This is a genomic window from Anaeromyxobacter sp. Fw109-5 (assembly GCF_000017505.1).
GTDB lineage: Bacteria > Myxococcota > Myxococcia > Myxococcales > Anaeromyxobacteraceae > Anaeromyxobacter.
On sequence record NC_009675.1, the window covers coordinates 3,345,749 to 3,359,132 of the forward strand.

Annotated in this window: 8 protein-coding genes; 3 read left to right on the top strand and 5 right to left on the bottom strand. The window is 72.9% G+C overall.

The features are described from left to right. Positions 1–56 precede the first annotated feature (56 nt). The 3 genes from ANAE109_RS14860 to ANAE109_RS14870 form a co-directional block, all read right to left on the bottom strand. Positions 57–2,222, bottom strand: coding sequence for an acyl-CoA dehydrogenase family protein (locus ANAE109_RS14860; protein ID WP_200860861.1), 2,166 nt, complete (start codon positions 2,220–2,222; stop codon positions 57–59). A 560-nt stretch (positions 2,223–2,782) separates the two neighbouring features. Next, positions 2,783–3,856: an HNH endonuclease gene (locus tag ANAE109_RS14865; protein ID WP_041448376.1), complete on the bottom strand. Its 1,074-nt coding sequence runs from the start codon at positions 3,854–3,856 to the stop codon at positions 2,783–2,785. Positions 3,857–4,489: 633 nt separating this feature from the next. Continuing rightward, on the bottom strand, positions 4,490–4,930 hold the full coding sequence (locus tag ANAE109_RS14870) for a hypothetical protein (RefSeq protein WP_012097703.1): 441 nt from the start codon (positions 4,928–4,930) through the stop codon (positions 4,490–4,492). A gap of 175 nt (positions 4,931–5,105) precedes the next feature. On the opposite strand from ANAE109_RS14870, the gene ANAE109_RS14875 reads away from it, so the two are divergent. The 3 genes from ANAE109_RS14875 to ANAE109_RS23545 all read left to right on the top strand — a co-directional run bounded on the left by ANAE109_RS14875 (position 5,106) and on the right by ANAE109_RS23545 (position 11,118). Beyond that, positions 5,106–5,714, top strand: coding sequence for a DUF2059 domain-containing protein (locus tag ANAE109_RS14875; RefSeq protein WP_012097704.1), 609 nt, complete (start codon positions 5,106–5,108; stop codon positions 5,712–5,714). Between the two features lie 70 nt (positions 5,715–5,784). Further along, positions 5,785–8,364 (top strand): PEP/pyruvate-binding domain-containing protein, encoded by a 2,580-nt coding sequence (locus tag ANAE109_RS14880; RefSeq protein ID WP_012097705.1) that lies wholly within the window; start codon positions 5,785–5,787, stop codon positions 8,362–8,364. A gap of 123 nt (positions 8,365–8,487) precedes the next feature. Beyond that, the gene (locus ANAE109_RS23545; RefSeq protein WP_012097706.1) at positions 8,488–11,118 is read left to right on the top strand and encodes an HD domain-containing phosphohydrolase; all 2,631 of its coding nucleotides are present in this window, start codon (positions 8,488–8,490) and stop codon (positions 11,116–11,118) included. A 46-nt stretch (positions 11,119–11,164) separates the two neighbouring features. On the opposite strand, the gene ANAE109_RS23550 is transcribed toward ANAE109_RS23545, so the two are convergent. Together ANAE109_RS23550 and ANAE109_RS14895 are read right to left on the bottom strand one after the other, a co-directional pair. Further along, the gene (locus ANAE109_RS23550) at positions 11,165–11,725 is read right to left on the bottom strand and encodes an isoprenylcysteine carboxylmethyltransferase family protein (RefSeq protein WP_012097707.1); all 561 of its coding nucleotides are present in this window, start codon (positions 11,723–11,725) and stop codon (positions 11,165–11,167) included. Further along, complete coding sequence (locus ANAE109_RS14895) at positions 11,722–13,281, bottom strand: GNAT family N-acetyltransferase (protein WP_012097708.1); 1,560 nt, start codon at positions 13,279–13,281, stop codon at positions 11,722–11,724. Before ANAE109_RS14895 ends, ANAE109_RS23550 begins: the two co-directional genes overlap by 4 nt. Between the last annotated feature and the right edge of the window lie 103 nt (positions 13,282–13,384).

Genomic DNA, 13,384 nt, shown 5'->3' on the forward strand with positions numbered 1-13,384 from the left:
GGGGTCCCGAGGGGCTCCACGCGGTTCTCCTTCGCGAGCGCGAGCGAGCGCGGCCGCTACAGCGGGTAGTCGAGCGCCTCGGGGATCATCACCTTCGAGAGGGCCTCCGCCGCGCGATCCTTGGCGAGCATCGCGCCCGTCAGGCACCCGTCGACCTTGACGCGCAGCGAACGGAAGTCGCTGATGCCCTGGCACGAGGCGCACGGGCCTTCCTTGTCGGGGTGGGCGCCCTCGGTGAGCACGTCCACCGAGCAGCCGGCGAGCCCGGGGATGATCCCCTCGAGCGCGTCGGCGTCGCTCGCCGACCAGCACGCCGCGCGCCCCTCGGCGTCCCAGGACGGGTGGCGGTTGTAGCCGTGGACGAGCTCGGCGCAGATGCGGCCCACCTCGCCCGCGGTCCGCGCCGCCTGCGCGTGGCACAGGTCGGCGAAGAAGCGGGCGGTGCCGGCGTGGGCTTCCCCGAGCACCGCGCCCCCCTCCTCGGCGAGGACGACCGCGTCGAGGATCTGCGCGCGGGACGCGACGAGCCACCCGAGCGCGTCCGCGAGCTTGAAGGTGACCCCCTGGCGCGGGGACTGGACGAGCTTCACGCCGTCCGCGTCCGTCGAGCGCTCGAGGTGGCGGTAGGTCCAGAGCCAGAGGTCCATGGCCGAGGCGATCACGCACCCGCCGAGGCCCGGGTGCTCGCCGGAGAGGTGCCGGAGCTCGCGGACCCACGCCTTCAGCTGCGCGAGGAAGAGCGGATTGCCCATCGTCACCGACAGCTGGCGCCGCTGGACGGCCTCGGGCCCCTCGTACGTGGCCTCCAGCTGGGCGTCCATCCACTTCTGGCCCAGGAAGCCGGGGCAGTCCTCGGTGATGCCGTAGCCGCCCATGAGCGAGACCGCCTCGCGCATGAAGTCCGCGCCCACGCCGGTGTTCCAGAGCTTCGTCGCCGGGCAGAGGACGTTCGCCTGCGCGTCGAGCAGCGCGAAGCGGACCAGCTCGTCGCCGCGGAGCTCGGCGATGCGCGCCTCCTGCTTCTCGCCGCGCGGGTGCGCCTCCAGCTCCAGCAGCTCGAGGGCGCTCCGCTCCAGCGCCTTCATCCACTTCATGGTCGCCTTCATCCCGCCGATGCCCTGCGCGGCGAGCGCGGCGTCCTTCTTCCTCTCGAGCGGATCGAGCTCGTCGAAGAGCCGCGCCGTCGCGAAGCCGAGCGACGCGCCCGCCTCTCCCGCCGCCCACACGTCCACGAGCCGGTGCAGCGCGTCCTCGCGCTGCTGGATGCCGAGCTCGTAGCGCACGGAGCCGGGCGCGGCCTGCTCGGCCCCGCGGAACCGCCCCCGCTGGTAACGGATCACCGGCTCGACCGCGCTGAGCAGCTTCGCGGACGTCATGACCCCCACGGTCACGCGCGTGCGCCGGAAGACGGCCTCGATCACCTGCGAGTGATCGAAGTTCGGGACGATGACCCCGTCCTTGACGGTGTATCCGCCCACGATCCGGCTGGCCGGGACGCGCAGGCTGAAGATGGGATCGCTCGTCGACGAGAGCTGGTGCACGAGCTTCTTCGTGGGCGTGCCGCGGTCGAAGGTCCCGGGGTCGGTCTCCTCGAGGATCACGAGACAGGAGGACTTGATGCGCGGGTCGGCGGTGTCCACCGCCGCGGTGACGAAGTTCGCGAACCCCATGTTCGTGATGAACCGGCCGCGCTTCTCGACCTGCAGCACCGGCTCCGCCCCCGGGCTCCACTCCGCGACGCTCACCTTCCCGGAGAGCATCCCGGTGTCCACGCCCACGTACGGGATGGGCTCGGTGAGCGCGAACGCCGCCCGCCACGGCGCGCGGTCCTCGCCCGGCTTCGCGGGCGCGGCCAGGCTCATGTAGTGCCTCAGCTGCTCCGGCGTGCCGCGCTCGTGGATCGGGGAGAGCCCGAGGAAGCCCGCGAGGGCGCCGGTCGCCGCGCCCGCGTCGACCCAGGCGAGCTCGAAGGCGGCGAGCGCCAGGGCGAGGTTCTTCGGCCCCGTGATGAACCCACCCTCCTCCGGCTCCATGAACGCCGCCGTGATGCCCGAGGCGTCGTAGTGAGAGAGGAGCTCGTTCTTGCGCGCGGTCCACTCGTGCGCGTTGCGCCCACCGTCGGCGACGAGCCGCGCGACCGGTCCGCGCGCCACCCCGCGCGCCGACTGCACCAGCATCTGGAGGTCGTAGCGATCCGCGAACCGCCACATCAGCTGGCGCACGTCGTCCCCCGGGAGGGTCCGGAGGGTGTCGGGGGGTGTATTCAGGGCAGGCGTCGCCATGGGAGTTCCTCGCGGGGAAGTGCGCGGCTGCGCGCACCGTGAATTCGAGCGGACCCGATGTCCAGCGGCGTGCGGCGGACAGTAGCAGAGGAACGGGGGACGGCGGCAATTCCACCGACCCAGATCGAGCGTGATTGATCAATCGATTGTCCGGGATCCAGCCAATCCGCGACAATTCGCCACGCCAGCCCGGGATCCGCGGCGACCGCGGCCGCCCCCCTCGAGGCTGATCATTCGTCACAAGTCCGGCCGCCGGGTCCGTGACGGTGGTCCGTCTCCGCCTCGTGCGCGTCGCCGAGGTTGGCTCGGGACGAGGGTCAGGACCGGCCCGGTCCCGAGTGCCGGAACCGGTGCGGCGCGATCGGCTCACGAGAAGCCCATACGGGAAGCGGCGCACGGCGGCCCCGCGGCTCGTAGGTGGCCTGGAGCCATCCGGTCGCAGCAAGAGTGGCGGACGAGGCAGGAAGCTGTCGCAAGCGAATGCAGGCTCTGCTCGGGCGTCAACGGCCGACGGCGCGGTAGCGGTCCATCACCGCATCTCCAAAGACCTGCCGGGCCGCGAGAAGATTGTGGGGACGGCAGGCGAGCCGGACGTTGTCCATCGTGGACGCCCCGCCCAGCGCGAGGGGCTCGATGTGATCGTACTCGAGACGCCGCCGGCAGTCGCAGCGCTCGCCGGACTCGAAACGCCACTCGCACTGCCCCCCGGCGCGGCGCCACACCTCCCGCTTCACCTCGGCAGGGATCGTGTCGCGGCGGGACCCTCCGCGGCCTTTCCGAGGCTTCTCGACGAGACCGCGGCGCTTCGCGTGCTGGGCCAGGATGAGGTCGAGGCCGCGCTCGAGGATCTCCGCCGCGCTGCCTCCCGGGCAGGCATGCCCGAGCGCGTCCGTGGCGGCCTCGAGCTTCTCGAGGAACCGGCGGGAGACGGTGACGTGCACGCGGGCGACCTCGGCGTCGAGCCGCTCCACGGACTCGCGCGGTGGCGGCGGAGGGGGCAGGGACCTGGAGGCAGCGACCATGACGGGAGCGGTCGGTTCATCCAGGTGAACCAGAACCGGTTCATCCGGGTGAACTGGGAGCGCCGGCGACTCGGGCGAGGGTGCCGGGAGCGCGGCGGCCATGACCGCTCGGAGCGCCTGGGCGGCCGGCCGGAACGCGGTGATGACGTCGCGGGTGGGCACCACCTCGGCCGGCCGGAGCGACATGGCTACCGCCTCCGCCTCGCGGCGCGAGAGACCGAAGAACCGGGGCAGCACCTCCGCGCGGTTCTCGGGGGTGAGCACCTTCGCGAGCTCGTTCACGGTGGTGAGGCAGAGCTCGCCCGCGCGCAGCGCCGCCTCGACTTCGGGGAACGCCTGAATGAGCTCGGCCGCGGTCTTGCGGTTCTGGGCGGCGCCCTTCGAGAGCCTGAGCTCGCGGTGGAGGTAGTAGAACAGTGAGGCATGACCGAGCTCGCGCCAGAGCTTCTTCCGATCGAAGTCGGCGAGGGCGAGGAGGAAGTCGGCCATTGCGCCCTGCTCCTCGCGGAGAAGGCGGACGAGGTGGTTCGTGAGCTCGCGTGCGGTGGACATGCACGGAGTGTCTCATGCGAATTCCGGCCCTCCCCAAGCGCACGAGGAGGGCGCGCGACGCGAGCGACGCGCAGGGGACCGCGCCCCCTCCCGCGCAGCGCCGGCGCCCCCGGGCGGCCCGCGAGCGCTGCGAGGCACGCGTTCTCGTGCTGCGCGCGCCGCAGAACGCAAGCTGCAAGAAGATCATGTCAAATGGGTTCCCACGGGCAAATGGGTTGCCCTGGCACGACGAGAAGCGTCCTGGTTCGCCAACAGTGAACTAGCCTGGTCCTCATCCAGAGTTCCGCGCCAAGCGCCCGAGCACGCCCGCGCCGCGTCTCGCCATCGGGTTTCTTGTTAGCCGATCGCGCGGAGACGGTTCCGGTCCTCGGTAACGTTCCGGCCGGCCCGCCCCTTGTCTCGAGCCAGCCTCGGGACGCCCGCCTGGCGGACACGGCCGTTCCCGGCTGAACCGGTGCCGACTTGTGATGGATGATGAGCCCTCGCGGCCCTCCTCGGGGCGCCGGGGCGCGTCGCCGCCCCCGGAACCGCGGCGAGCCTCAATCACGGACCGTGAATAGCGACCAGCGGACACCGCCGGCGATCGTGACCTCGGGGAGACGTCGCCTCCACCCGCGAGCCACGGGCCGCGCGTCAGAGCGGGAACGCCAGCCGCACGCCCACCATCGCGGTCGGGTCGAGGTAGCCGACCTCGAGCCCGAGCGACATCCCGCCCGTCAGGAGGCCGAAGCCGACGCCCGCGTGGAGCTTCAGGGCGTCGTCGTCGTCGAACACGATCCACGGCCCCACGAGCCCCTCGAGGTAGAGCCGGTCCATCCGGATGCGCAGCTTCACGTCGATGGGGACGCCGACGCGCGTCGGCTCCGAGAGCAGCATCGCGCCGAACCGCGCGCCCACCGACAGGTGCCGCGCGAGCGGCTTCGCGACGGCCAGGGTGAGCTGGAACTCGCCGATCTCCGGATCGAGCAGGTAGTCCGCGCCGAGCCCGATCGCGGCGGAGGCGTCCGCCGGCCGCGCCCAGGCGAGCGCGGCGGCGATGGCGAGCGAGGCGACGGTGGCGCGGGCGGCGTGCATGTCGGAGGCTCCTTCCAGGCGAGGGGGGAGGCGGACGGGAGGCCGCCATCCTACGCATCGAGCGCCCGCCGGAAAGGCCACGGTGTCAGCGCTTCCGTGCCGATGTGCGATGTACCGCACGGGTCGCGACGGGCACGGGTCCGTGCTACGGTGCCCCCCCAACCCGGGAGCCTCGATGCCCTCTGCCCGCCGCCTCGCCGTCGCAGCCCTTCTCCTCACCCTCGCCGCCCCGGCGCTCGCGGCGGACCCCGCGCCCCCGGCGAAGCCCGCCGAGAGCAAGCCGGCCGCCGCCGCCGCGGTCAAGCCGGGCGCGAGCGATCTCGCGCGCGTGCTCATGCCGAAGAAGACCTGGGACGACGGGCTCGCCGCCCTCGCGAAGAACGTCCAGGCGCAGATGACGATGCACCCTGGTGGCTCGAAGCTCCAGGTCCCGGCCGATCTGAACAAGCAGATCCGCACCGAGCTCGACCAGGCGCTGCCCTACGAGGCGCTGCTCGACATGCACGCCCAGGAGCTCTCGGCCGCGTACACCGAGCCGGAGCTGAAGGACCTGCTCGCCTTCTACAAGACCCCGGTCGGCCAGAAGTCGCTCACGACGATGGGCACCGTCTCCGAGAAGGTCTCGATGCGGACGCAGGAGCGCATCGAGAGCAAGATGCCGGACATCATGAAGAAGGTCGGCAGCTCGGTGAAGGCGCCCGCGGGGAAGAAGGCGCCGGCGGGACACGGCGCGCCCGCGGCGAGCTCGAAGCCCGCGGCGAAGCCGGCCTCGCCGGCGAAGTAGCGAGCGGCCTCCGCCCGATGGGCTCGAGCGCCGGCGCGAGCCCGCCGGGCGCCGCGCGACGAGGAGCTCGATGACCTCCGTTTCTTCGCCCGGCACCGGCCTCGCCGGCCTCGACGCCGTGCTCCGCGGCCTCCGCGAGGGCGACAACGTCGTCTGGCAGATCGAGTCGGTCGAGGACGACTACGCGCCCGTCGTGGCGCCGTTCGTCCGCGCCGCGCGCGCGGCCGGGCGGCGCGTCGTGTACCACCGCTTCGCCCGTCACCCGGCGCTGGTCGCCCAGGGCGCAGGGGTCGAGCTGGACGCGCTCGACCCGTCGATGGGCTTCGAGAGCTTCACCGCCGCGATCCACGCCTCCGTGGAGCGCGCCGGCGCCGGCGCCTGCCACGTCTTCGACTGCCTCTCCGAGCTCGCGGGCGACTGGTGCAGCGACCTGATGCTCGGGAACTTCTTCCGGGTCACCTGCCCGTACCTGTTCCAGCTCGACACCATCGCCTACTTCGCGGTGCTCCGCGACGGCCACTCCCTCGAGGCGGTGCACGCCATCCGGAGCACGACCCAGCTCCTCGTGGACGTCTTCCGCCAGGGGCTCACGCGGTACGTCCACCCCCTCAAGGTCGAGGGGCGCCACTCGCCCACCATGTACCTCCCGCACGCGTGGGAGGGCGACCTGTTCCGGCCGCTCACCGAGAGCGCGGTGCTCGCGGAGGCGCTCGCCGACGCCTCGGCGGGCCGGCTCGATCCCGCCGCGCGGCTCGACGTGTGGGACCGCCGCTTCATCGAGGCGCGCGAGATCCAGGAGGCGGTGCGCGCCGGCGCCCGTCCGTGGAGCGACGAGCGAGACGCCTTCCGCGCGCTCGTGCGGATGATGCTCACGCGAGACGACCGGCTCGTCGAGCTCGCGGAGCGCTACCTCGAGCTCAACGACCTGCTCGCCATCCGGCGCCGCATGATCGGGACCGGGCTCGTGGGCGGGAAGGCGGCGGGCATGCTGGTCGCCCGGGCGGTGCTCGAGGTGACGGAGCCCGCCTGGCGGCACCGCTTCGAGCCGCACGACTCCTGGTACATCGGCTCCGACGTCTTCTACACGTACCTCGTGCAGAACGGCGCCTGGCACGCCCGCCGCGGGCAGCGGAGCCGCGACTCCTTCCTCGAGGGCGCGGCGCAGGCCCGCGAGCGGCTCCAGGCGGGCGCCTTCCCGCCCTTCGTCCTGCACCAGTGCGTCGCGATGCTCGACTACTACGGGCAGTCGCCGATCATCGTGCGGTCGAGCAGCCTGCTCGAGGACGGGTTCGGCAACGCCTTCACCGGCAAGTACGAGAGCGTCTTCTGCCCGAACCAGGGCGCGCCCGAGGAGCGGCTCGAGGCCCTCCTCGCCGCGGTGCGGACCGTCTACGCGAGCGCCATGAGCGAGGCGGCGCTGCGCTACCGCGACGATCGCGGGCTGCTCGATCGCGACGAGCAGATGGCGATCCTCGTGCAGCGCGTCTCCGGCGCGGTGCACGGGCGCTTCTTCTACCCGCAGGCGGCGGGCGTCGCGCTCTCCTACAACCCGTACGTCTGGAACCACGCCATCGACCCGGACGCCGGGGTGGCCCGGCTCGTGTTCGGCATGGGCACGCGGGCGGTGGACCGCTCGGACGACGACTACACGAGGATCATCGCGCTCAACGCGCCGCAGCTCCGGCCCGAGCACAGCCTGGACGAGGTCACCGAGTACGCGCAGCGCCGGGTGGACGTGCTGGACCTCGAGGCGAACCGCTTCACCTCGGCGCCCATCGACGAGGTCGTGGCCGAGAGCCCGAACCTGCCCATCGACCTGTTCGCCACGCGGCGCCGCGGGGCGGGCGGCGGCTGGGTCCTCACCTTCGAGAAGCTGCTCTGGGCCACGCCGCTCGTGGACGAGCTGCGCCAGCTCCTCGCGACGCTGCGCGAGGGCTACCGCTACCCGGTGGACGTCGAGTTCACCGCGAACTTCCTGGCCGGCGGGGACTTCCGGTTGAACCTCGTCCAGTGCCGCCCGCTCCAGGTGAAGGAGGGCGGGATCGTCCCGCCGCCGCCGGACGGGTTGCCCGACGAGGACCTCCTGGCGGCGAGCCGGGGACCCGTCGTGGGCCAGAGCACGAGCGCGCGCGTGGACCGGGTGATCTTCGTGGACCCCGACGCGTACGCCACGCTCTCCACCCAGGACCGCCACGAGGTGGCGCGCGTGATCGGGCGCGCGACGCGGGCGGACGAGGCGGGGCGGCGGGTGCTCCTGCTCGGCCCGGGCCGCTGGGGGACGACCACCCCTTCACTGGGAGTTCCGGTTTCGTTCGCGGAGATCCGCCGCGTGGCGGCCCTGGGAGAGGTGATGCGGCTCGGCGACGTCATCCCCGACGTCTCGCTCGGCTCGCACTTCTTCAACGATCTCGTGGAGTCGGGGATGCTGTACGTCGCATTCTATCCCACCCACCCCGGCCATCGGCTCGACGAGGCGCGCCTGCGGGCGGCGCCGAACCAGCTCTCGCGCCTGCTGCCCGACGACGCGCGCCTCGCGCAGGTCGTGCGCGTGGTGGACTTCCCGCTCCCGGGCGACGGGCGCGCGCTGTGGCTGCACGCGGACTGCGTTCGACAGGAGGTGATGTGCTACCTCCGCGCCGCCCGGGAATGACGCCGCGTCGTGGGACGCCCGCCGCGGCGCGCCCCGCTTCTAGAGAGCGGCCCTGATCCACTACACTCCGCGGGACCCCGAGACGGCGCGCTGCGCGCCCGGTCGCGGCGGTTCGAGGTCGGCGTGAGCGAGCAGCCTCCATCCGAAGGGCCACGACGGCGCCGCCGCCTCGATCGGAGGGGGCTGCTCACCTGGCTCTTCCCGGAGCTCCGGCTCGACGGCACGCCCTGGCGGGCGCAGTGGCGCGGACACGAGGACCGGCTCATCGTCCTCTCCGGCCGCATCGCGCTCGCGACCTCCATCGTCGGCCAGGTGCTGCACCACTTCGTCGTGGACGTCCCGCTGCGGCTGGAGCCCGCCGGCCGGTGGGCGGCGTACCGCTTCGGCAGCTCGGCGCTGTACGCGCTCCTCCTCCTCGCCACCCTCCTGCCCAGGCTGCAGCGCGGGGCGCTGGCGCGCCTCCCCCTCTTCGTCCTCGCGGTCGTGGTCAGCTCGCTGCAGGCGCTGACGGTCGTGTGGCTCCCGAGCGTCTCGTACCTCTACGCGTTCGTGTTCAGCGTGGTGGGCGTGCTCCTGCTGCGCCAGCCGGTGCCGAGCGCGATCGCGACGCTCTCGTTCTTCGCGGCCTGCCAGTGGGCGGTCGCGTGGCGCCACACCGACATCCACCCGTCGCGGCTGGTGAGCGTCTTCACCCTCGCGGTCGGGCTCGTCATCCTGTTCCGCGCGCGGATGACCACGGACGTGCGCGCGTTCCTCACGTCCCGGCGCGAGCGGCAGACGCAGCAGCGCCTCCTGGAGACGCAGGTCGAGCTCGATCGCGTGAAGACCAACTTCTTCACGAACGTCTCCCACGAGCTGCGGACGCCGCTGACGCTCATCCTCGCCCCGCTCGAGACGATGATCTCCGGCGAGCGGGCGGTCCCCGCCGACCTGCGCGCGGACCTCGAGCTCATGCTGCGCAACGCGCAGCGCCTGCTCCGCCAGATCAACACCCTGCTCGACCTCTCGCGCCTCGACGCGAAGCACGAGTTCCTGAGGCTGGAGGAGCTCGACGCCGTCGAGCTGGTGGGGTCGCTCGTGGAGAGCGGGAGGCCGCTCGCCGCGCAGCGCCACGTCGCCCTGGCCTTCGCCGTCGAGGGCCGCGTGCCGCCGTTCCCGGTGGACCGGGACAAGCTCGAGAAGATCGTCCTCAACCTCCTCTCGAACGCGATCCGCTTCACCGACGGGACCGAGGCCCGCCCCGGCGCCGTGACCGTGCGCTGCTCCCTGCGGGTGGACCGCTTCGTCTGCTCGGTCGAGGACACGGGCATCGGGATCCCCGACGACGAGATCGAGCGGGTGTTCGACCGCTTCCACCAGGTGCAGCGCCCCGCCACGCGCGGCCGCGGCGGCAGCGGCATCGGCCTCGCCCTCGTGCGGCAGCTGGCCGAGTTCCACATGGGCTCGGTGAGCGTCCGCAGCCGGGTCGGCGAGGGGTCCTGCTTCACGGTGGAGCTCCCCATCGATCGGGCGGTCTACCCGCCGGAGCGGCTCGACCGGCGGCAGGAGCAGGTCTCGGTCCCGGTGGAGCGGCGGCGCTCGCGGCCCGGCCCGGCCGAGCTGCACCTCGCGGGCGCCCGCCTCCCTCCGCGCCCGGTGCGGATCACCCCCACGCCGTCCACGCGCGCGGCGGCGGCGGCGAAGCCCCTCGTGCTCGTGGTGGACGACAACCGCGAGATGCTCGAGTTCGTCGCGGGGCAGCTCGCGGACGAGTTCCGCGTCCGGCTCGCCGAGCGCGCCGAGGAGGCGCTCCGGATGGCGGCGCTCGAGGCGCCGGCGCTGGTGGTGAGCGATCTCATGATGCCGGACCGCTCCGGGACGGACCTGCTGCGCGATCTGCGCCGCGACCCGCGGCTGCGCGGCGTCCCGGTGATCCTCGTCACCGCCAAGGCCGACCTGCAGAGCAAGATCGAGAACCTGCAGCAGGGCGCCGACGACTACCTCGCGAAGCCCTTCAGCGTGGCGGAGCTGCGCGCGCGCATCCGCTCGCTCCTGGAGCGGCGCAAGCTCGCCGTCGAGCTCGCCGAGAAGAACGAGTACCTCGCGAAGCTCAACTTCGATCTCGTCCTCTCCAAGCGGCAGGTGTTCCTGGAGACGATGGAGGCCTTCGCCGTCGCGGTCGAGGCGAAGGACCCGTACACGCACGGCCACTCGCGCCGCGTGTCGCTGCTCTCCGAGAGCGTCGCGCACGAGCTCGGCGTCTCCGACGCCGACCGCGAGACGATCCGGATCGCCGGCATCCTCCACGACGTCGGCAAGATCGGCACCCCCGAGGCGGTGCTGGTGAAGCCGGGCAAGGTCACCTCCGCGGAGTACGAGATCTTCAAGCGACACGCGCAGATGGGCTGGCGGATCGTGTCGGCGGTGAAGGAGCTCGACGGCGTCGCCCGGGCGATCCTCCACCACCACGAGCGCTTCGACGGCGCCGGCTATCCCCACGGGCTGGCCGGGCAGGAGATCCCGGCGCTGTCGCGGGTGCTCGCGGTGTGCGACGCCTACGACGCGATGACGAGCGACCGGCCGTACCGTGCCGGCATCGAGCACCGCCTCGCCCTCGACGAGCTCCTGCGCTGCAGCGGCACCCAGTTCGATCCCGAGTGCGTGCAGGCGTTCCTGCGGCTCTACGAGGAGGCCGCGCCCCGGTTCCCCGAGTTCCCCTCGGCCCTGCGCGAGCTCGCGACGTCCCGCGACTGCCTCCCGGGCGAGGGCCGCTGAGCGGCCGGGCGTCGATCGACCGCGCCGGCTCCGGCCGGCCCGCCGCTCACCCGCGGTCGCGCGGCAGCGGGAGGCGCGGCACGAACATGCCCACCCGCGCCGCGTACTCCTGGTGGGCCTGCGCCAGCGCGCTCGCGGCGAAGCCTCGCTCCTCCCGCGTCGCGGCGCGCCAGTAGGTGAGCGCGCCGAGCGCGATGGGAGCGAGGAGCCAGGGGTTCCCGGCGGCGACGAGCCCCCCGGCGAACGCGAGCAGGTAGCTCGCGTAGAACGGGTGGCGCACCAGGGCGTAGGGGCCGCGCGTCTGGAGGTGCTCGGGGACGTGCGCGGCGAAGGCGAGGAGGAGCGGCCGCTCTCGGTTGACCCGCGCCGCCCAGAAGAAGAGCCCGAGCGAGGCGCCGAGCAGCGCGAGCGCGCCGGCGAGCCGCGCGGGCGGGACGGGACCGGCCGCGATCGCGGCGGCCTCGGAGGCGAGGACGAGGCCTGAGACGAGCGACGCCCGGTAGCGGTGGGGGCCTTCGGGGCGACGGAACACGCGGCGCACTCCGCCGAGGAAGGTGGCGGCGACCCCCGCGAGCGCGGCGAGCGCGACGAGGCGCAGATCGCTCATCGGCGCCACCCCCGCGCGCCCTTGCGGCGCACGTGGAAGGCCGCGGCGGCGCGGGCGAGCGGGCCGAAGAGCCGCCACACCGCGACGCGCGCCTCGAGCAGCCTGCTCTCCGGCGCCACGCCGCAGAGGCGCGAGAACGACCAGAGCTCCCAGCCGCCCATCAGGTTCCAGACCACGGGGTTCACGTGCTTGCCCGACACCACCCGCGCGACCTCGGCCATCATGAGGTGGTGCTCGAGCCTCATGGTCGGGTGGACGTAGGACGCGCCGAGGGGACGGAAGCCGACCCGGCCGTACGCCTTCACGAGCTCGTCCGTGCAGCTCATCACCGCGTACCGCCGCCCCGACTGCAGCGTGGTGAGCGCGCAGTGCTTCACGAGCGTGTAGAAGAGATCGCTGCCGCGGAACTCGGGGTGCGTGCAGAACTTGGAGAGCTCGACGATCTCGTCGTGGGGCGGGGTCCCGGGCGGCAGCGTGACGTAGTCCTGGTGCTTGAGCGGCGAGTCCGGCGTGGGCGGGAACAGGAGCCGGACCGTCGCGACGATGCGGCCACGGTACTTCGCGACGAGGATGCGCGAGCGCGCGTCGAGGGCGTCCGCCATCTGCTCGTCGGTGGCCTCCGGCCCCGCCTTGCCCGCGTGCACGTACGCGAGGCGGCGAAGCGCGAGCACCTCCCGGTACTCCTCCTCGCTGCGGACGGCGCCGAAGTCCATGGCGCGGCTGGAGGAGCGGACGTGGAACCCGGTCTCGCGCAGCTGCTGCACGCTCGCGCCCGGGCCGAACTGCAGCAGGTACTGCCCGACGAGCTCGCGCGCCCCGGGCTCCTCGACGGACCAGGTCACTCCCAGCGCCAGGCTGCGCTTCGCGCCGTGCTGCGCGACCCGCGCGTGGACCACCTGGAAGCGGACCTCGGCCTGGCCCATGGTCGGGAAGGTGCAGGTGCCGCTGAACTCGACCCCGGGGATGAGGAACTTGTTCCGCAGGCTGGTGACGAGCTGCATCCCGTCCCGCGAGATGTCGACGATCCGGAAGTGGATGCGGTCGTCGTAGCGGACCGCGCTCGCCGCCACGCCCGTGGGGAGCCACTCGCGCTCGCAGGGAAACCGGGAGGCCCCGCGCTTCTCTTCGGGCGAGGGCTCCGGGTCCGCCGGCTCCGACCAGCGCACGGCCAGGATCTCCCGCCCGCGGTCGGAGCGGAGCGCGGCCACGCGGAGCGCGGCGAACGTGGTGGTGCTCGCGCCCACCCGCAGCGTCACGTCCAATTCGTCGCCGGGGGCGACCGTCCCGAGGGCAGGGCTGCGCACCAGCTCCACGCCGAGCGGAGACAGCCGCCAGACCTGCGCGGCCAGCTCGCCTGCCCGGCCCGCCACGCGGACCTGCGCCGAGATCGGGTCACCCGGCCGGACGTCAGCCGGCGAGATGGCGCCGTGGACCGGATCGCGCGCGGCGAGCGGGTGCACACGCGCCGTCGCGCCCTCGAGTCCGTCGAACCGGCCTCTCGGCAGCTCCGGCGCCGAGCGAGGGGGGTGGTAGAGCGGGGTGTTCAGCGATCGCATCTGTCTCCATCTCCAGGCCCCCCGGCCTCCCGCACTCGCGGGACACGCTAAGGTAGCAGAGCGGTCCCCTACGGGTCACATTTCACGTACCGTAGTGGGTGCA

Coding starts and splice junctions, on each gene's coding strand:
- ANAE109_RS14865 (WP_041448376.1), bottom strand. CDS start 3,856: ATGTCCACCGCACGCGAGCTCACGAACCACCTCGTCCGCCTTCTCCGC.
- ANAE109_RS14870 (WP_012097703.1), bottom strand. CDS start 4,930: ATGCACGCCGCCCGCGCCACCGTCGCCTCGCTCGCCATCGCCGCCGCG.
- ANAE109_RS14875 (WP_012097704.1), top strand. CDS start 5,106: ATGCCCTCTGCCCGCCGCCTCGCCGTCGCAGCCCTTCTCCTCACCCTC.
- ANAE109_RS14880 (WP_012097705.1), top strand. CDS start 5,785: ATGACCTCCGTTTCTTCGCCCGGCACCGGCCTCGCCGGCCTCGACGCC.
- ANAE109_RS23550 (WP_012097707.1), bottom strand. CDS start 11,725: ATGAGCGATCTGCGCCTCGTCGCGCTCGCCGCGCTCGCGGGGGTCGCC.
- ANAE109_RS14895 (WP_012097708.1), bottom strand. CDS start 13,281: ATGCGATCGCTGAACACCCCGCTCTACCACCCCCCTCGCTCGGCGCCG.